Annotated in this window: 17 protein-coding genes; 12 read left to right on the top strand and 5 right to left on the bottom strand. The window is 64.7% G+C overall.

Annotation, left to right across the window (positions count from 1 at the left end; translation table 11 throughout):
- Positions 1–8 precede the first annotated feature (8 nt).
- A complete protein-coding gene (locus IWX77_RS01280) occupies positions 9–983 on the top strand; it encodes a tyrosine recombinase XerC (RefSeq protein ID WP_297414312.1) in 975 nt (324 codons plus the stop codon).
- Between the two features lie 109 nt (positions 984–1,092).
- Here the strand turns inward: IWX77_RS01280 and IWX77_RS01285 are convergent, their stop codons facing one another.
- Positions 1,093–1,626, bottom strand: a complete 534-nt coding sequence (locus IWX77_RS01285; protein ID WP_196842689.1) for a M23 family metallopeptidase — start codon at positions 1,624–1,626, stop codon at positions 1,093–1,095.
- 418 nt (positions 1,627–2,044) lie between these two features.
- On the opposite strand from IWX77_RS01285, the gene rpsB reads away from it, so the two are divergent.
- The 9 genes from rpsB to IWX77_RS01330 all read left to right on the top strand — a co-directional run bounded on the left by rpsB (position 2,045) and on the right by IWX77_RS01330 (position 8,980).
- Entirely contained in the window at positions 2,045–2,995 is a 951-nt protein-coding gene (gene rpsB / locus IWX77_RS01290) for a 30S ribosomal protein S2 (protein WP_196842690.1), read from the top strand.
- 10 nt (positions 2,996–3,005) lie between these two features.
- On the top strand, positions 3,006–3,833 hold the full coding sequence (tsf, locus tag IWX77_RS01295; protein ID WP_196842691.1) for a translation elongation factor Ts: 828 nt from the start codon (positions 3,006–3,008) through the stop codon (positions 3,831–3,833).
- A gap of 148 nt (positions 3,834–3,981) precedes the next feature.
- Positions 3,982–4,722: a UMP kinase gene (pyrH, locus tag IWX77_RS01300; RefSeq protein ID WP_196842692.1), complete on the top strand. Its 741-nt coding sequence runs from the start codon at positions 3,982–3,984 to the stop codon at positions 4,720–4,722.
- A 30-nt stretch (positions 4,723–4,752) separates the two neighbouring features.
- Positions 4,753–5,307 (top strand): ribosome recycling factor, encoded by a 555-nt coding sequence (gene frr, locus IWX77_RS01305; RefSeq protein WP_092108831.1) that lies wholly within the window; start codon positions 4,753–4,755, stop codon positions 5,305–5,307.
- Between the two features lie 11 nt (positions 5,308–5,318).
- Positions 5,319–6,332 carry a phosphatidate cytidylyltransferase gene (locus IWX77_RS01310; RefSeq protein WP_196842693.1) on the top strand — a complete coding sequence of 338 codons (1,014 nt, stop codon included), beginning with the start codon at positions 5,319–5,321 and terminating at the stop codon, positions 6,330–6,332.
- A gap of 47 nt (positions 6,333–6,379) precedes the next feature.
- Positions 6,380–7,108 carry a DivIVA domain-containing protein gene (locus IWX77_RS16895; protein WP_297414321.1) on the top strand — a complete coding sequence of 243 codons (729 nt, stop codon included), beginning with the start codon at positions 6,380–6,382 and terminating at the stop codon, positions 7,106–7,108.
- 54 nt (positions 7,109–7,162) lie between these two features.
- A complete protein-coding gene (locus IWX77_RS01320) occupies positions 7,163–7,825 on the top strand; it encodes a lytic transglycosylase domain-containing protein (RefSeq protein WP_196842694.1) in 663 nt (220 codons plus the stop codon).
- A gap of 58 nt (positions 7,826–7,883) precedes the next feature.
- The gene (locus tag IWX77_RS01325) at positions 7,884–8,189 is read left to right on the top strand and encodes a hypothetical protein (RefSeq protein WP_196842695.1); all 306 of its coding nucleotides are present in this window, start codon (positions 7,884–7,886) and stop codon (positions 8,187–8,189) included.
- 62 nt (positions 8,190–8,251) lie between these two features.
- Positions 8,252–8,980 (top strand): alpha/beta hydrolase, encoded by a 729-nt coding sequence (locus tag IWX77_RS01330; protein ID WP_196842771.1) that lies wholly within the window; start codon positions 8,252–8,254, stop codon positions 8,978–8,980.
- 36 nt (positions 8,981–9,016) lie between these two features.
- Here the strand turns inward: IWX77_RS01330 and IWX77_RS01335 are convergent, their stop codons facing one another.
- Both IWX77_RS01335 and IWX77_RS01340 read right to left on the bottom strand, forming a co-directional pair.
- Positions 9,017–10,066 carry an AI-2E family transporter gene (locus IWX77_RS01335; protein ID WP_196842696.1) on the bottom strand — a complete coding sequence of 350 codons (1,050 nt, stop codon included), beginning with the start codon at positions 10,064–10,066 and terminating at the stop codon, positions 9,017–9,019.
- A gap of 23 nt (positions 10,067–10,089) precedes the next feature.
- Positions 10,090–11,697: a hypothetical protein gene (locus tag IWX77_RS01340; protein ID WP_196842697.1), complete on the bottom strand. Its 1,608-nt coding sequence runs from the start codon at positions 11,695–11,697 to the stop codon at positions 10,090–10,092.
- 243 nt (positions 11,698–11,940) lie between these two features.
- Here IWX77_RS01340 and IWX77_RS01345 point away from each other — a divergent pair, with 243 nt between their 5' ends.
- Together IWX77_RS01345 and IWX77_RS01350 are read left to right on the top strand one after the other, a co-directional pair.
- A complete protein-coding gene (locus tag IWX77_RS01345; protein ID WP_196842698.1) occupies positions 11,941–13,791 on the top strand; it encodes a hypothetical protein in 1,851 nt (616 codons plus the stop codon).
- On the top strand, positions 13,788–14,780 hold the full coding sequence (locus IWX77_RS01350) for a tetratricopeptide repeat protein (RefSeq protein ID WP_196842699.1): 993 nt from the start codon (positions 13,788–13,790) through the stop codon (positions 14,778–14,780). The genes IWX77_RS01345 and IWX77_RS01350 overlap by 4 nt, the downstream gene beginning before the upstream one ends.
- 80 nt (positions 14,781–14,860) lie before the next feature.
- Here the strand turns inward: IWX77_RS01350 and glgB are convergent, their stop codons facing one another.
- Entirely contained in the window at positions 14,861–17,221 is a 2,361-nt protein-coding gene (gene glgB, locus IWX77_RS01355; RefSeq protein WP_196842700.1) for a 1,4-alpha-glucan branching protein GlgB, read from the bottom strand.
- On the bottom strand, positions 17,218–19,347 hold the full coding sequence (locus IWX77_RS01360) for an alpha-1,4-glucan--maltose-1-phosphate maltosyltransferase (RefSeq protein WP_196842701.1): 2,130 nt from the start codon (positions 19,345–19,347) through the stop codon (positions 17,218–17,220). The genes glgB and IWX77_RS01360 overlap by 4 nt, the downstream gene beginning before the upstream one ends.
- Positions 19,348–19,349: the final 2 nt, after the last annotated feature.

The raw sequence follows: 19,349 nt of genomic DNA on the forward strand, positions 1-19,349 counted from the left end.
CTGAACCCGTGCACCTGAGCGATGACATCGACGAGTTTCTGCGTTACCTCAACGCCGAGCGCGGCTTCTCGGCGCACACCGTGCGGGCCTACCGCACCGACCTGCACCAGTTGGCCGGGTTTGCTGCCGACCGCGGCGCCACAACATCCGCTGATCTGAGCCTGGAACTCCTGCGGGAATGGCTGTGGGTCGCCACCCAGGCCGGCCTGGCCCGGGCCACCCTGGCCCGCCGGTCGGCGTCGGCGCGCAGCCTCACCGCCTGGCTCGCGCGCAGCCACGATGACAGCACCGACCCGGCGGCGCGCCTGCGCTCGCCGAAGCCGGGACGCACCCTGCCGCGCGTCATCACCCACACCCAAATGACCGACCTGCTCGACCTGCTGGCGGTCCGCGCCGCTGGGGGAGAGGCGCTCGCGCTGCGGGATCGAGCCATCGTGGAACTGCTCTACGCCTCGGCGCTACGCGTCTCCGAGCTTGTCGGCCTCGATCTCACCGACGTCGACCTTGACCGGTTGACCGTGCGGGTTACCGGCAAGGGCGCGAAGGAACGCGTGGTTCCCTTCGGGGTTCCGGCGCAGCGTGCTGTCGTTGACTACCTGCGCCAGGCCCGGCAGACACTCGCGGGTCAAGCGGCACCGTCGAGAGCCACAGCACCAAACTTGACAGCACCAAACTTGACAGCGGCGACCACTCCAGCAGGAAACACCACCGCGGTGTTCCTCGGTCGCCAGGGCCAGCGCCTCGGCGTGCGGGGGGTCTACCGCCTCGTCGCGACCCTGCTTGCCGCGATTCCCGGCACCGGTCCGGCCGGACCGCACGCCCTACGGCACACGGCTGCCACCCACCTGATCGATGGCGGGGCCGACCTGCGCGCGGTGCAAGAACTGCTGGGCCACGTCAGCCTCGGTACCACCCAGATCTACACTCACGTATCGGCGGAACGCCTCAAAGGCAGCTATGGGCTCGCCCACCCCCGCGCCTGACCCGGCCCAAGGGTGGCACAGTTCCGAGCAGAGCAGAGCAGAGCAGAGCAGAGCAGAGCAGAGCAGAGCAGGGCAGAGCAGAGCCACCGGCATCAGAGCACAGCCATCTTCACGGCACAGCCGGTAGCAAGACCGCTCGGGGTAGATTCCCGAGAAAGAGCAGCGGCGACACATACCACCCGTGCAGGCGCACCCCGAGGTGCAGGCACCCGGGCGGGCAATGACCGCCGCTTGCCACGGTGCCGATCACCTGTCCCGCGCGTACCCGATCTCCCATCGTGACGAGGGCGTCTACGGGCTCCACCGTCGTGATCACATCACCCGGCTGCATGATTGACAGCACGGGTCGATCAACAACGTGCCCCGCGAACGACACCACGCCGTCGTGCGGAGCAAAAACTTCGTCGTTCGCGAGGGCCGCCAGGTCGATCCCGCGATGACCGCTCGCATAGCGTGACTCCGGCGCTACGAACGCCCGGATCATCACGTGCGGTTCCGACAGCGGCCAACGCCAGTCATCCGCTCTGGTCGGGGCGGCACCGGGCGGTGGCCCGGCCGGCGCGGCACCCGACGCCGATCCCGCACCAAGAACCACAATCACAATAATGAGAGCGCATGCCGCCAGCGCGCGTAGGTTCTGCATGACCCCACCTTGCCGCCCGGCCTCGGCCTCGGCGGGGGATCGAGCGGATCCGTGTTCATATCCACGGTGCCGGGCCTGTGGAGGAGAGTGCAGGAAAAGAGTGCAGGAGGAGGAGGCTGCAGGAGAAGGCTGCAGGAGGAGGCTGCAGGAGGAGGCTGCCGGAGGATATACCGGACGGCCAACCGGAGATCGAGCCGGTCGCACCAGCAGCCTCGGCGGTGATACGCTATTCCAAGCAGCGCTTCGTGCGCTGACTACGCGTGCCCATTTGGCCGCCATGTCCAATCGGTCCCGCCTCACGAGAAACTTCGTGACGCAGGGCGGACGTGTGCCGGGCACCAGGAGCGATGATCGACCGATCATTGCACAAACCGATTGGTGTGGCTTTCGAGCACGCACCAGAACAGGAGCACGGCACATGGCCGTCGTAACCATCCGCCAGCTGCTTGACAGCGGCGTGCACTTCGGGCACCAGACCCGCCGTTGGAACCCGAAGATGAAGCGTTTCATCTTCACCGAGCGGTCCGGTATCTACATCATCGACCTGCAGCAGTCGCTCGGGTTCGTCGACAAGGCCTATGACTTCGTCAAGGAGACGGTTGCCCACGGCGGCACCATCCTCTTCGTCGGCACGAAGAAGCAGGCTCAGGAATCCATCTCCGAGCAGGCGCAGCGCGTGGGGCAGCCTTACGTCAACCAGCGCTGGCTCGGTGGCCTCCTCACCAACTTCCAGACCGTTTCCAAGCGTCTGGCGCGCATGAAAGAACTCGAAGAGCTCGACTTCGACGACACCGCCAAGAGTGGTTTCACGAAGAAAGAAATGCTCATCAAGAAGCGCGAGCTCGTCAAGCTGCACAAGAGCCTCGGCGGAATCCGTAACCTCACGAAGACCCCGTCTGCCCTGTGGGTTGTGGACACCAATAAGGAGCACCTCGCCATTGACGAGGCTCGCAAGCTCGGCATCCCCGTTATCGCCATCCTCGACACCAACTGCGACCCCGACGACGTGCAGTACCCGATCCCGGGCAACGACGACGCCATCCGATCCGTTGGCCTGCTGACCCGCATCATCGCGGACGCCGCAGCCGAAGGCCTCATCCAGCGCCACGCCAAGCCGGAGGCCGAAGTTGAGCCCCTCGCCGCGTGGGAAGCTGAACTGCTGCAGGCATCCGACGCCGAGACCACCCCGGCGCAGTCCTCTGCCGAGACCGAAAAGATTGCCGACGCTACTGTCGTCGCCGACGAGGCCGTCGTTGCAGAGCCCACCATCGCCGACGCTGTCGCCGACACCGACGTTGCCGCCGTCCTGGCTGCCGTCTCCCCTACTGACACCGATGACGCGGCCGTTGTTGCCGACGAGACCAAGTAAGGAACCCGGTATGGCAAACTTCACACTTGAAAACGTCAAGGCTCTTCGCGAGAACCTCGGCACGGGAATGGTCGACACCAAGAATGCCCTCGTTGAAGCTGACGGCGACATGGACAAGGCCATCGAGATCCTTCGTCTCAAGGGTGCCAAGGGCAACGCCAAGCGCGCTGACCGTTCCACTTCTGAGGGACTGGTCGCTGCCAAGGAAATAGGCACAACTGCGTACATGATCGAGCTCGCCTGCGAGACCGACTTCGTCGCGAAGGGTGACAAGTTCGTCGTCCTGGCCGACAAGGTTCTCGACGCGATCGCCGCCGCCGGCGCGACCACCGTTCTGGCCGGACTGGCCGCTCCGGCCGGAACCCAGACCGTCGCGGAGCTCATCGACGGCGAAGCCGCCATTATCGGTGAGAAGTTCGAACTTCGCCGTGTTGCCGCCGTCACCGGCGAGTTGTTCTCGATCTATCTGCACAAGACCAGCAAGGACCTGCCCCCGCAGGTCGGCGTTGTTCTCGGCTTCTCCGGAGTCGACCTGGAGACCGCTCGCAGCGTGGCCCAGCACATTTCATTCGCGAACCCCGAGTACCTGGCGGCGAGCGATGTTCCTGCTGATCTCGTGGAGACTGAGCGCAAGATCGTCACCGAGATCTCGAAGAATGAGGGAAAGCCGGAAGCGGCACTGCCCAAGATCGTTGAGGGACGAGTCAAGGCCTACCTCAAGCAGGTCGCACTGCTCGAACAGGACTACGCCAAGGACAACAAATTGTCCGTCGCGAAGGTTCTCGACGACGCAAAACTGACCGTGTCGGGCTTTGCCCGGTTCAAGGTCGGCGCCTAACAAAAAATGACGGAGGTCGGATTGCGAAAGCGATCCGGCCTCCGTTTGTGTGTGTGCCCCGGGTGGGGTGCACTCGCGCACTTGGTAGTTTGGTAGCACCCCATCTCGGAAGGCCCCGCACGACATGACTGACACGGCCAGTACGTCCATGACCCACACCACCCCGCTGAACCCCGCCGCGGTCGTCAAGAAACGCCGGGTGCTTCTCAAACTGTCCGGCGAGGCCTTCGGCGGCGGCGCCGTCGGTGTGAATCCGGATGTCGTCAGCTCGCTGGCTCGGGAGATCGCCGAGGGCGCCAAGCAGGTCGAAGTGGCCATCGTCGTCGGCGGCGGAAACTTCTTTCGGGGCGCCGAGCTCTCCCAGCGCGGCATGGACCGCGGGCGTGCCGACTATATGGGCATGCTCGGCACCGTCATGAACGCCCTCGCCCTGCAGGACTTTCTCGAACAGGCTGGTGCCGAGACCCGAGTGCAGTCAGCCATCTCGATGACCCAGGTCGCTGAGCAGTACATTCCTCGGCGAGCTGAACGTCACCTCGAGAAGGGCCGCGTCGTCATCTTCGGTGCCGGAGCCGGACTGCCCTACTTCTCGACCGATACGGTCGCTGCGCAGCGCGCCCTCGAAATCGACGCCGACGTGGTGCTCGTCGCCAAGAACGGCGTGGACGGCGTCTATTCCGACGACCCCCGCACCAACCCCGATGCTCAGAAGATTCACCACATCACCTACCTGGAAGCCCTGCAGCGCGGCCTTAAAGTGGTCGACTCCACCGCGTTCAGCCTGTGCATGGACAACCACATGCCCATGCAGGTGTTTGGCATGGTCCCCGACGGCAATGTCACCGCTGCCATTCTCGGCACCGATCTAGGCACTCGCGTCTCCAACTAGAATTATTTCACCACCAATTAAGGAGTCACCGTGATCGCGGATGTTCTTTCCGACGCCACTGCGCGCATGAACCGGGCCCTCGAAGCCGCCAAAGACGATTTTGGCACCGTGCGTACGGGCCGCGCCAACCCGCAAATGTTCGCGAAAATTCTGGTGAGCTACTACGGCACGTTGACCCCTCTGGAACAGCTGGCGTCGCTGCAAAACCAAGAAGCGCGCACGATGCTCATCGGTCCCTACGACAAGGCAGCGCTGCGCGACATTGAGATCGCCATCCGCGACACCCCGAATCTGGGCGCCAACGTCGGCAACGACGGCACTACTATTCGGGCCACCCTCCCTGAACTCACCACGGAACGCCGTAAGGAATTCGTGAAGATCGTCAAGGCCAAGGCAGAGGATGCCCGCATCTCGGTGCGCAACATTCGCCGCAAGGCCAAGGATGAGCTCGACGCGCTCAAGAGCGAGGTCGGCGACGACGAGGTCGGTCGTGCCGAGAAAGAGCTCGAGCTGATCACCAAGAGCCACGTGGACGGCATTGACGACGCCTTCAAGCGCAAGGAAGCCGAACTCCTCGAGATCTAGGGAACGATCAGATGACCGAGAAACCGGGGAACGACCAGCCGCCCAAACGCGGTCGCGGTGTCAGTCGTGCCGAGTTCCGGGCGCAGGTAAAAACCACGCGCGCTGACTTTGAACGTCAGGTGCAGACCACCAAGGCGGATTTCGAGCGCCAGGTGCAGGCCACGCGCGCCCAACTCGATGCAACAAACGAGCGCATCGAAGCGCGCACCGGGCGCAACCTCATTCTGGCCATTCTGATCGGGCTCGTGCTCGGCGGCTCCATGCTGGTCAGCCTCATCATCATCAAAGAGCTCTTCATGATCTTTGCGGTCGTGATTGTTGGATTCTGCGCCTTCGAGCTCGCCCAAGCCCTGCGGCATGCTGGGCGCAACGTGCCACGCATCCCCGTGATCATCTCCGCGGTCGCGATCGTTCCGGCCGCCTTCTACGGCGGGGCGACCGGCCAATGGCTGGTCATGCTCGGCGGCATCGTATTGGTCGGCCTGTGGCGCCTGGCCCTGCTCGTGATTCCGTCGCATCGCGCCTCGGTTCGTTCCATCGTCGGTGACGTGGGCGGCGGCATTCTGATTCAGGTTTACGTCGTCTTTCTCGCGAGCTTTGCCGTGCTGCTCGTGGCTCAGGCACACGGACAGTGGTGGACCCTCGCTTTTCTGATCCTGGTGATCTCGGCTGATACCGGTGCATACGTCAGCGGACTCAACTTCGGCAAGCACCCGATGGCCCCGTCGATCAGCCCGAAGAAAACGTGGGAGGGCTTCATCGGAGCTGGACTGATCTGCATTATCGCCGGCGTTTTGCTGTCGATTTTCATGCTCGATCAGGAGTGGTGGTTCGGATTGGTCTTCGGATCGGTCATTCTGCTCACGGCCACCTTCGGTGATCTGGCCGAATCTCTCATCAAACGTGACCTCGGCATCAAAGATATGAGCTCGTGGCTGCCCGGACATGGCGGATTTCTCGACCGAATCGACTCGATTCTGCCCTCGGCCGCTGCCGCTTACGCGCTGTATTTGGTGTTTGCGTGAGCCCGCTCGATTCTTTCCCCACGAAACCCGTACGAGACAATGAGGCTATGAGCACCATATTTCCCCGAGTGGGCAAGAAGTCGCTCGGCTATAACGTCACCCAGGTCGAAGCGTTCCTGGCAGCGGCCCGCCGCGCGTACGACCAGCCCGACCACCCCGATGCACGCCACGACGAGATCGACGGCGATACCGGTGCCGTCGAGTCGGTCGATGGGATTGCCGCCGGTGACGAGATCGACGCTGAAACGCTCGGGGCGCCGCCACGTGCAGCCGACGGCACCGAGGCCATCCACGCCTCAGTCGCGCACAAGGACGAGGGGGAAGCGACCCGCACCGGTTTAACGTTGACGGCTGAAGGCATCCGTCATACCGCCTTTTCGATGCACAAGGACGGCTACTCTCCCGAGCTCGTCGATGCGGCGTTGGAACGACTCGAAGACGCCTTTGCGGCCCGGGAACGCGATCAGGCGACCCGGGCCGGGGGAGAGCAGGCGTGGATGATTGAGGCCGAAGGCACGGCCGCCGTGCTCGTCGCTCGACTCAGCCGCGCGCCCGGGCACCGTTTCACACGCACGAGCGTGCTAGCGGTCGGCTATAGGCGAGTGGATGTCGACCGCCTCGCGAACAAATTGGTCAGGTATTTTCAAGACGGTCGGGAGCTCACCGTCGACGACGTGCGAACGGCCGTCTTTCGCCCGGAACGGGGAGGATACCGCGAAGCGCAGGTCGACCTCGTTCTGGATAGCGTCGTCGATGTCATGCTCGCGGTCCGTTGATTTGATCACTGTTACGCGGCTGGTATCAAATTTGTGGGCTAGGGTCGATTACTAATGGGTAGGCATTTGAAAGCAATCGACACCGTCCCGGCCACAGCCCGGCCGCTTGTTCGTCGCACCCGACGTCGGGTGAAGCCGGCGCACTTTTTGTTTGGCTTCTCTGCCGCTTTCGCTTTCGTGCTTGTCACCGTGGTTGATCCCTACTCGGGCGCCACGGCGTCACCGTACTTTCAAATCGCCGGCAGCACGACCGATGGCGGCCCGGCTCAGGCTGTGCTTGTGGCCGGCAGCTACACCAACACCATCACCCGAGACGGCTATGCCGTCACCGACAAGCCCAAACCGGTTCCCGTTGTCATCCCTGCCCCGAAGAAGACCCAGAGCTTCATCGCACCGTCGGCTGCCGTGCCCGATCCGGGCTCGGCACAGGCCTACGCCTACGACGCCGTGGCTGCTCGCGGTTGGGGCGAAGACCAATACAACTGCCTGGTCTCGCTCTGGCAGAAAGAGTCGGGTTGGCGCGTCAACGCCCAGAACGGTTCGAGCGGAGCCTACGGAATTCCGCAGGCCCTCCCCGGCTCCAAAATGGCGACCGCGGGCGAGGACTGGGCGACGAACGCCGGAACCCAGATTGAATGGGGCCTCGGCTATATCACCGGCCGCTACGGCACACCGTGCGGCGCGTGGGCGAAGTCCCAGGCTTCCGGTTGGTACTAGGTACGCGCTGGCTCTCAGCCGGGTGTTGGTCCACCGACCGGCACTTTAGACTGGAACCATGGCGCGCAGCAATCGACCCCGAGGCCGCAGAGCCCAGCAGCAGGGCGGCGGCGACGAGACCGTCGATCTGAATCACCTGCTCGCGGGGTGGCGGCGCAGCGAGGTACGGCGTGACGGCCTGTGGCACGTGCAGCCGGTTCCCGCCAAGCAGGCGGTCAAAACCTATCTGTGCCCCGGTTGTACCCTCGACATCGTGCCGGGAACAGCGCATATCGTCACCTGGCGCGGCGACGGGGTGCTGGGCGACGCCGCCGACCTGTCGAACCGGCGGCACTGGCATACCCACTGTTGGAAGATCAAGTGACCCGGGACAGCTGCCTCCGCGAGCACACCCCCGCAACCGAAGGAGCACCAGTGACCCCGCCGATCGAGATCCGTGGCGGCATCGAACTGCCCGCCATCACCGAGCACATCGAATTGCAGACCAGCGACGGACTCACTCTGGTGGGCGAACTGGCCACCCCGGTCGGTCGTGCGCCGATCGCGACGCTCGTGACGTTGCATCCGCTACCCACCGCCGGGGGCTTCATGGACTCGCACATACTGCGCAAGGCGGCCAACCGCCTGCCCGCCCTGGCCGATCTGGCCGTGCTGCGATTCAACACTCGAGGCACATCGTCGCCGCGCGGCACGAGCGACGGTGATTTCGGCCATGGGCTGACCGAACGCGCCGATGTCGCCGCGGCGATGGCCTTTGTCGCCGAGCGCCATCTGCCCAACCCGTGGTTGGTCGGTTGGTCGTTCGGCACCGAGCTCGCCCTCAAGTACGGTCTGGAGCATCCAATCCGCGGGGCCATCCTGCTGTCACCACCGCTGCACAGCACGTCCAACGACGAACTGGCGGCGTGGGCGGGCAATGAACGCGCCCTGGTGGCCGTGATCCCCGAGTTCGACGACTACCTGCGACCGGATGCTGCCCGTCTACGGTTCGCGAGTGTGCCCGACCTGCGACTCGTCGCGGTCGAGGGCGGCAAACACCTGTGGGTTGGCGAAAACCTCAGCCGCCGGGTGCTCACCGAGATCGTCGCCACCGTCAACCCGGGCGCGTTGCCGCTGCCGACCGAGTGGGCGACGCCGCTGCCCGTCGCTTCCTGAGCGTGAGTCGCGGCACGTGCAACGCTCAATCGACGGCTAGAGCTCGTTCTGGCGGGGGATGACGACCTGTTTGACGATCATGATGACCGAGGCGGCCACCGGGATAGCGATCAGGGCGCCGAGAATACCCAGCAGGTTGCCGCCGGCCAGGGCGGCGATCACGACGACCGCGCCCGGCACGGACACGGCGCGGTTCATGATGTTCGGGCTGAGCACGTAGGCCTCGACCTGCATGTAGATGAGATAGTAGATCGCCGCAGCGAGGGCTGTTTGCGGTGAACTGCCGATCTCAGGGATCAGGCAGGTCAGCACGATGATGACCGAGCCCGAAATCGTACCGACGAGCGGAATCAACGACAGCAGGAAGGCGATGAACGCGAGCAACGCCGGAAACGGCGCCCCGATGATCGACAGAAAGATAAAGCTCAGCACACCGTTGCACGATGCCAGCGCGGCTTGACCCACAATGTACCGACCGACCGCCGTGGTGATCTGCTCGCTGATACTGGTAAAGCGCTCACGCTTGGACGCGGGAACCAGCTGGTAGGTGGCGCGCTTCATGTTGTTCAGGGAGGCCGTGAAGTAGAGCGTGAGAATGAGAATGATGAGGCCACCGAACAGGCCGTTGACAAAGGCCAGCCCCGACTGAACGACAGTCGCCGTGATATTGGTGAGGTTTCCGCCGAGAAAGTCGGTGATCGTCTTGGTGAGCTCCGCGATATCGAGGCCGGGGAACTGCTTCTGGAGGTCGCTCAGAAAGGTGGAGGTGTTCACCGCCCGCACGAGTTCCGGAATGAGCTTGGACAGTTTGGACACCTGGTCGACAATGATCGGAACGATCGCAAAAATGACCGCCGTGAGCACTCCGAGTACGGCCGTGACCACGGTGAGAATCGCCGCCCACCGCGGAAATTTCTTCTTCTCCAGCCAGGACACGGCCGGGTCGAGGCCGAGCGCAATAAACAGCGCGGCCCCGACATAGATGATGATCGTCTGCAGGGTGATCACCGAGGTGATGATCAGTAAGCCCAGCCCAACGCCCAGGGTTCCGACGAGTCCAAACCGGAAGGCATTAAGAATTTTCACGTGTCGACTCCAGGAGTAGGGAATTACTCGGCTGCGACCCGTTCTGCCTGGGTCAAAACGCTGCGCAGGCTTTCGAAGTAACCGGCCACGGCGTCGCGTTCAATCCTAATCTGCGACAACCGGTCTTCGGCGTCTGCCACGAGGGCGCGGGAGCGTGTCGTGGCGTCGGTGACGAGGGCGGTGGCGCTGGTGTGGGCGTCGCGGAGAATGCGCGCGGACGTCTCTTCGGCGAGGTCCTTGTTGGCCTTGGCCTCGTCACGGGCTCCGGCATCAAGCTGCTCGTTGAGGGTACGCAGTTCTGCGGTGCGCGCCGTCGTCTCGGTGAGCTGCTTGGCGGCATCCACCTGGAATTTCTGCGTCTGGGCCACGGCTTCCTGGTGGCGTGAAAGATGTTCCTGTTCGGCTTCGTCGCGGCGCGCCTTCAGCTCGACGTCGAAGTCGGCTCGGGCCTGGTCGATCTCCCGGACCAAGCGGCTCGCCTCGTGCTCGCCCTTCTTGCGTGTGGCGGTGAGCTGGTTCTGCAGGTCGATTCGAGCCTGCTCGGCCTCGGCCTCGGCGTCGATTCGGGCCTGCTGGTTTTCGCGTGCCAGGTCGGCGCCAGCCTGCTCGTTCGCAAAGGCGAGGGCGGCACGGGCCTGCTCGACCTCACGGGCCAGGCCGGTGCGCTTGCGATCGAGCTCGCGAGCGAGGTCAGTCCGCGCCTGCTCGCGTTCGATCTCAGTCACCGCGTGAGCCTGTTCGATCTCGCGGGCCAGATCGATTCGACCCTGTTCGACCTCGGCGGCGAGCACGGTGCGTGCCTGGTCAGCCTCGTGGGCGCCGGTCAGCCGCGCTTGCTCGGTCTCCCGGGCCAGATCGACGCGGGCCTGCTCGGTCTCGGCGGCGAGATCGACGCGAGACTGCTCGGTCTCGCGCTGCAGGTCGGCGCGCTGCTGATCGAGTTCCAAGGCCACTTCGGCACGGGTGAGCTCGGTCTCGCGGGTCAGTCCAGCCGCGATTTCGCGGGCCTCGGTGGCCTCCCGCTGGGCGACAACGCGTACTTCAGCGGCTTCGCGATCGGCCTCCGAGCGGATGGCAGCGACCTCGCGCTTGACCGTGGCTCGCGCTTCTGCGGCCTCGGTGGCGACCGCGCCGCGAATCAGCGACGCGTCGCGAATCGCGTCCTCGGTGATCTGGGCCTGCTCGTCCTGGGCGCGGGCGCGCACGTCGTCCGCCTCGACGCGCACGTCATCGAGCACCCGACGCGCCTTGACGGTGGAATCGGACAGGGTGCGTTCGGCTTGCTCGACCGCACTCTGGCGCAGCAGCTGTACCTCGTCGTTGGTCGCGGCGCGCAGCTTCTCAGCGTCGATATCGGCCTGGGCGATGACGCGGGTGGACTGCTCCTCGGCGACGCGAAGTGTGTTCTCCAATTTGGTGCCGAGACCGGAGAATGTGGGGCTCCCGACCTCTTCGATTTCCGCGTTGAGATCGTCGATGCGGCCGTTCAGCCGTTTGACTTCGCGGCCGGACTCAGCGTTTTGGGTGTTGGCCTGAATAAGTTCGCGTCGCAGCGACTGGATGGCCTTGGTGACCTCATCCTTGTCATAGCCGCGAAATACTTGGGTGAAATCAGCTTCGTCGTCAGACACGTTTACTCCTTACAGATGGGCCCCGGCCCTCGATGGATCATGCATGACGGGGAACACCTCGATTTTAGTGTGCTGGCACCCCGCCTCCTACGCGCCAGTAGGCTGCTGGCGTCTCGGGCATTATTAGGCTGCTTTCAGGAGAACGCAGTAAAGTAGGAGGTCCGTGTCTGAGGACCTTCAGGCACGCGAGTCAGCCAAAGTGACTGAACAGTACCAACCAGCAAAAATGCTGAAGGGTGATACGTGCGTTTTGTTCTTGCCATCGTGGCCTTCGTTCTGGCTGCCGTGATGATCGTTCTTGGCATCGCACAGCGCACGATCCTGCTCGAGCCCGCTTTCACGTCCCTGAGCTCGACCGTCACCGGAGACACGAAATACACCGTGATCGATCCGAGCGCTCTGTCGGCATCATCGGGAAGCCAGACGATCAACGTGCGCGGAGACGGACTCATTTTTCTCACGTACGGGCGGTCCGATGACGTGGCCGCCTGGATCGGAGACGACGCGTACGCCACCGTTGCCCTCAGCAAGAAAACCGGTCAACTCACCTCCACGGTCACCGAGGCCGCCGTTCCCGTCACCGCCGACGCAGCGTCGGGCGAGACAGCCACACCGGATGCTGCCTCCGCCACGATCGTGAATCCGGCCGGGTCAGACCTGTGGCTCGACGAATATAGCGGCACGGACTCTGTGACGACCACGTTGACCCTGCCCGAGGGTATTTCGGTGCTCGTCGCTTCGGACGGGGTCGCACCGGCGCCCGCCAGCATCCGTCTTTCCTGGGCTTCGGATAATTCGACCCCCTGGGCCGGACCGCTGCTCGCCGGCGGGGCATTGCTGCTGTTGGCCGGCCTTGTGCTGTACCTGCTGGCGCTGCTTCACCTGCGTCGCTCTCGTCGGCCGCGCCGCAATCTTCCGCGCGGTCCACGCATGCCCCGGTTGCCGCGGGCCCCGCGTCCGAAAGCCATCAAGGCCAGTCAGATCACCGCCTCGCGGCGGGGAATCAACCGCCGGGTGGCCATTGTGCCCATGATCCTGGTCTCCGGCCTTGCGCTGAGCGGCTGTTCGGCCGATCTCTGGCCCGATTTCAGCCCGACCAACACCAGCACCAGCACCGGCACCGGCGCTGCCACTGCGACGCCGACGCCCCAGTCCACCGGTTCCGTCGAAGCGGCCGCCGAGCTGCCGCCGCCCGCTGTGACCGTCTCCCAGTTGGAAACGATCATGAGCGAAATCTCCGCGATCAGCGCGGATGCCGATACCAACCTCAATACCGAGACCATCGCGACGCGATTTACCGGGCCGGCCCTGGAACAACGCCTGGCCAACTACAAGATTCGCGCCGTCGACCCTGCCGTTGCCCCGCTCTCTGCTCTGCCGGGCGCCCCGCTCACGTTCACGCTGCCGCAGCAGACCAACTCCTGGCCGCGGGTGGTCATGACCGTCATTCAGGACGAAAACGATCCCAGCATTCCGACGATGGCGGTCATCCTGAAGCAGGAATCGCCTCGCGCCAACTATCTGGTGGACTACCTGTTCGCCCTGGAGCAGTCGGCGCACGTACCGAAGGTGGCCCCGGCCATTGTCGGCGCTCCCGCCATCGCCCCGGACAACAAGCTGCTGTTGATGCCGCCAAACCAGTTGGCTGCCGCCTACGCCGATATTTTGGTGAAGGGCGAAGCCAGCCCGTCGTACGGCCTGTTCGAGAGCGACGGGGACAACTTCCGCATCCAGGTCGCTGACCTCAATGCCGCCAAGATCGCCGCGCTGCCGTCGACCGCCTCGATCGACTTCGCCGCCGCCGCTGGCAGTGACGAGGCCGTCGCCCTGGCTACCAACGACTCCGGCAGCATCGTGGCCGTCAGCATGACGGAGACTGAAACGGTCAAGCCCGTCGATGCCGGGGCCACCGTGGGGCCGGCGGCCGATGCCCTCGCGACCAAGGCGCTCTCCGGCATCACGACCACGGCCAAGGGCTTTCAAAACACCTACCGGGACCAGCTGCTGTTCTACGTGCCCACGGCCGGTTCAAGCGACAAAATCGTGCTCCTGGGCTTCGCCCAGGGCCTCATCACATCGGCGGAACTTCCATGACAAATATGCCCCCTTACGGATCGAACCTGCGCGGAGCAGTCGATCTCTCCTCGCTCGTGAACCGGGCCCCGTCCGGCGCAGCATCGGTCGCCACTAACGGTCCACCCGTGACCGGTGCCCCCGTGGGTGGAGCTGCTGCGCCGACCGGTGCCGTCACGGTTCCGAGCGTCGTACTGGACGGCACGGATGCCAACTTCGGAGAGCTGCTCGAACTGTCCTCCCGGGTTCCGGTGATCGTCGCACTGTGGGCATCCTGGAGCGATCCCTCCACGCAACTCATGGCAGCGTTGGAGAAGCTAATCACCGGCTTCGGCGGTCGGTTCGTGCTGGCGCGCGTCGAGATCGACCCGAACCCGCAGCTCGCGCAGGCGTTCCAGGCCCAGTCGGTACCCACGGTTGCCGCCGTCATCAGCGGTCAGCCGGTGCAGCTCTTCAACGGCCCGCTCGCCGAGGAGCAGATCATCGAGGTGCTTGGTCGCGTGCTCGAGCTCGCCGCGCAGCAGGGTGTGACCGGTACAGCCGAGGCATCCAACTCCGACGCCGACGCCGAGCCGGCCGCCGTGGTCGACGAACCCCTGCCGCCTCACCACCTGGCGGCCTATACGGCGATCGAAGCCGGCGACTACGACACCGCGCAGAGTGAATACCGCACGGCGCTGGCCCAGAACCCGAACGACACGATGGCCGTAGCCGGTCTGGCCCAGGTCAGCCTGCTCGCGCGGTTGCAGGGCAAGACCATCGACCAGATTCGAAACGGGGCGGCATCCGCTCCCGACGACCTCGACGCGCAGCTCCTGGTCGCCGACCTGGACCTCTCCGGTGGCCACATCGAAGACGCCTTCGATCGCATATTGAGTCTCTTTCCGGCACAGCCCGCCGCAGGGCGCAACACGATCCGGGAGCGCATCCTTGAACTGTTCGAGGTCATCGGCACCGACGACCCCCGCGTGGCCCCGACTCGCTCGCGCCTGGCCGCCCTGCTCTACTAGTTTCCCGATCTCGCGAGAACGCACACGCGCCCGTATGACTGAGGTCAACGGGCACGTGTGCGCTGTTGGGGTAACAGTCTTTAGCCGCGCAGGCGCAACCAGAGTCCGGCCAGCGGTGGCAGGGTCAGGGTGGCGGATGCTGGTCGCCCGGCCCACGGCTCGTTGAATGCTTCGACCGCGCCCAGGTTTCCCACGCCGGACCCGCCGAAATCAGTGGCATCCGTGTTGAGGATCTCGTCCCAGTGCCCGGCGAACGGCAGGCCGACCCGGTAGTCGGTGTGCGGCTGACCGGCGAAGTTGAAGAAGCACGCGACCGGAACACCGTGGTTATCCCAGCGCAAGAAGGACACGACGTTCTGGCTCACGGCACCGCCATCGAGCAGTTCGAAGCCGCCCGGGTCGTTGTCGCGGCTCCACAGGCTCGCGTTGTCCCGATAGACCCGGTTCAGCTGGCCGACCAGGTTGAACAGCCCGCGGTGCGCCGGCTGGTCGAGCATCCACCAGTCCAGTCCGCGCTCCTCGCTCCACTCCGAGCGCTGGCCGAACTCGCTACCCATGAACAAAAGTTGCTTGCCCGGGTGGGCCCACATGAAGGCGAGATAGGCGCGCACGTTGGCCAGCTGCTGCCAGGAATCGCCGGGCATTTTCGACACCAGCGCACCCTTGCCGTGCACGACCTCGTCGTGGCTGATCGGCAGAAGAAAGTTCTCGCTGAAGGCGTAGATGAACGAGAACGTGATGTCGTTGTGGTGGTATGACCGGTACATGGGGTCGACCTGCATGTACTCGAGCGAGTCGTGCATCCAGCCCATGTTCCACTTGAAGCCGAAGCCGAGCCCGCCGCCGCTGGTCGGCGCCGTCACCCCACCCCAGTTCGTGGATTCCTCGGCGATCATGATCGTGCCCGGATTGCGCTTGTACGCGGTCGCGGTGATCTCCTGCAGCAGGCTGATCGCCTCGAGGTTCTCGTTGCCGCCGTACTGGTTTGGCTCCCACTGGCCGTCTTCGCGCGAGTAGTCGAGGTAGAGCATGGAGGCGACGGCGTCGACGCGCAGCGCATCGATGTGAAATTCTTCGAGCCAGTACAGCGCATTCGCAACGAGGAAGTTGCGCACCTGCATCTGACCGAAGTTGAAGATGTACGTGCCCCAGTCCATCTGTTCGCCGCGACGCGGGTCGGGGTGCTCGTAGAGCGCCTGACCGTCGAAACGGGCCAGAGCGAAGTCGTCCTTGGGAAAGTGGCCGGGCACCCAGTCCATGATCACGCCGATGCCGGCCTGGTGCAGCCGGTCAATTAGGTAGCGCAGGTCGTCGGGGGAGCCGAACCGGCTCGTCGGGGCGTAGTATCCGCTCACCTGGTAGCCCCAGGAACCGCCAAACGGATGCTCTGCGAGGGGCATGAATTCCACGTGGGTGAAGCTGAGCTCCTGCAGATACCCGACCAGCTCCTCGGCGAGGTCACGGTAGCCGAGGCCGGGGCGCCAGGACCCGACGTGCATCTCGTACACGCTCATGGCCTGGTTGTGCGGATCGTTGGCCCGGCGATTCGCCAGCCACGCGGCATCCGCCCACTCGTAGTGCGATTCGGTGACGACCGACGCGGTCTGCGGCGGTACTTCAGCGAGCCGGGCGAGTGGGTCGGCCTTCTCCACCCAGACACCGGACTGCGTGAGCAGCTGGAACTTGTAGTTGGTGCCGGGATCGAGGCCCGGAATGAACAGCTCCCAGACGCCGGTGCTGCCCATGTTTCGCATGGCGTGGGTGACGCCGTTCCAGCCGTTGAAGTCCCCGATCACGCGGGCAGCACGGGCGTGCGGCGCCCAGACCGCGAAGGAGGTGCCGGTCGAGGCCGCCGTGACACCCTGGTGCTGGCGGTGGTGCGCCCCCAGCACGTCCCACAGCCGCTCGTGGCGTCCTTCGCCGAGCAGGTGCAGGTCCAGTTCGCCGAGCGTGGGGACGAACCGGTACGGGTCATCACAGATCCAGGCCGGTGCGTTCTGGTAGCGCGCCTCGATCGTGTAATCGCAGAGGCCGAGGGTGCTTTCGCCCTGCCAGATGCCGTATGCGAGGTGGGAGAGCTCGACGTGCGCGCCACTGGCGAGAATAGCGAACACCTCGGTGGCCAGCGGTCGCAACGCACGGATGATGACGAGCGGGTCGGAAACGCCGGCCTTGTGGGCAAGGTGCTGGCCGAGAACCTCATGGGGGTTGAAGTGGCTGCCGGCGGCGACGGCTGCCAGAACGTGGTCGCCAATCGCGGCCGGCTCGGCGGCGGCCACGTGCTTCTTCGTCTTGGCGGACTGTGTCTTGGGGGACTGTGTCTTGGGGGACTGTCTGTTCGGGGACTGAGCCTTCTGATCGTCGATGTTCTTTCCCTGACCCTTCTTGTTCGTGGGCTTGCTCGAGTTCTTTTTCTTGTGTTTCTCTTCGCCGCCACTCATGCGCGGCCCTGGCCCGGATCGTGGGGCGTGACGTGCAGAATATGCACCGGCTCGGTGAACGCGTCAAGGCGCACGAAGTTATCGGCCGACCAGGTATAGGTTGCGCCTGACACGAGGTCGTGCACGTCGAAGCTGTCGCCGCCAACAATGCCGAACCGGGTCACATCGAGGTGCACAACCGTTTGGCGCACCGAGTGCGGGTCGACGTTGGCAACGATGATGAGGGCATCCGCTTGGCCCGTGCCGGTGAACGCCGCGTCGAGGTACTTGCTGTAAACGAGAATTGAATCGTCGTCACTGGAGTGGATGTCGAGGTTGCGCAGTTGCCCCAGCGCCGGATGCTCGGCCCGAATGCGGTTCAGCAGCGTGAGGTACGGCGCGAGCGACTTGCCCAGCTCTTCGGCCTTGCTCCAGTCGCGCGGCCGGTACTCGTACTTCTCGTTGTCGATGCTCTCTTCGGCACCCGGCCGGGCGACGTTCTCAAACAGGTCGAAACCGGCGTAGACACCCCAGCTCGGCGCCGCCGTAGCAGCAAGCGCCGCCCGAATCTTGAACGCCGCCGGGCCGCCGAATTGCAGGTATTCGGTGAGAATGTCGGGGGTGTTCACGAACAGGTTCGGGCGCAGAAAGTCAGCCGTGTCGGTGGCGAGACCGTCGAAGAACTCCTCGAGCTCGGTCTTCGTGTTACGCCAGGTGAAGTACGTGTACGACTGCTGAAAGCCGACCTGGCCGAGCGCCTGCATCACAGCCGGGCGGGTGAAGGCTTCGGCGAGAAAGACCACGTCGGGGTCGGCCTGGTTGACCTCCGCGATGAGCCATTCCCAGAAGTCGAGTGGCTTGGTGTGCGGGTTGTCCACCCGAAAGATGCGCACGCCGAGGCTGATCCAGTAGCGCAGTAGACGCAGCGCTTCCAGCCGAATGCCGACAGGATCGTTGTCGAAGTTGATCGGGTAGATGTCCTGGTATTTTTTCGGCGGGTTTTCGGCGTAGGCGATGGTGCCGTCGGGCAGGGTCGTGAACCATTCCGGGTGCTCGTGAACCCAGGGATGGTCGGGGGAAGCCTGCAGCGCGAAGTCGAGGGCGATCTCAATGCCGAGAGAGGCGGCCTTTTTCAGAAAGAACGTGAAGTCGGTCACCGTGCCGAGGTCGGGGTGGATCGCGTCGTGACCGCCGTGTTTCGAGCCAATCGCCCACGGCGAACCCGGGTCACCCGGGGCGACCTCGAGCGAATTGTTCGGGCCCTTGCGGAAGGCGTGCCCGATCGGGTGGATCGGCGGCAGATAGAGCACGTCGAAGCCCATGGCCGCCACGGCGGGCAGACGTTTCGCCGCGGTGCGGAAGGTCCCGCTCTGCCAGCTGCCGTCGGCGCGCCGCACGGCGCCCTCCGAGCGCGGAAAGAACTCGTACCACGAGCCGACCCCGGCCCGGGTGCGTTCGACGATGATGGTGCGTTCGGCCGAGAGCGATTCCAGCCCGGCGAGTGGGCGGGCCGCGATGGCCTGCCGCAGCGCGGCGTCCCCAACGGCCAGTAAACGCTCGGCTGTTGGCTTGCCGGCGTCGGCGAGCGTCGTCGCGGCGGCCTGAAACAGGCGGCGAGCGGCGAGTGGGCGCGCCTTGTCAATTCCGGCGTGGGCGAGAAGCGCACCGCCGATGGTGAACATGAGTTCCACGTCGATTCCGGCCGGAATCTTGATCAGGGCGTTGTGTTCCCAGGTGGCGAAATCGTCGGCGTAGGCGCGTACCCGAAACTGCCAGGTGCCCAGGGCGCCGAGCTGCGCCTCGGTGCCGTACCGATCGGTGCCGTCGGCCTGCAGAACCATCGGATGCCGCGATGTGCTGCCGTCCGGCGCGGTGAGCTGCAGGTCGACGCCGATGAGATCGTGTCCCTCGCGAAAAGCGGTCGCACCGAACGGGATGACCTCGCCGACGAAGGCTCGAGCCGGCCAAAGATTGTCCCTCAGTTGGGGAGAGAGATCGAAAACGGGGATACGACCAACGGATGCGGCGGCGCTTCTGCTCGCCGGGGCGCCCGTGGACACGCCCGCCCCGGCGCTGCTCGGCGCTGTCGGCACGGTCGTCTTCTTAGCTGCTGTCTTTGCCACACCACGACCGTAGCGTGAAAGCATGG

This window comes from Cryobacterium sp. CAN_C2, assembly GCF_015751745.1.
Taxonomy (GTDB): domain Bacteria; phylum Actinomycetota; class Actinomycetes; order Actinomycetales; family Microbacteriaceae; genus Cryobacterium.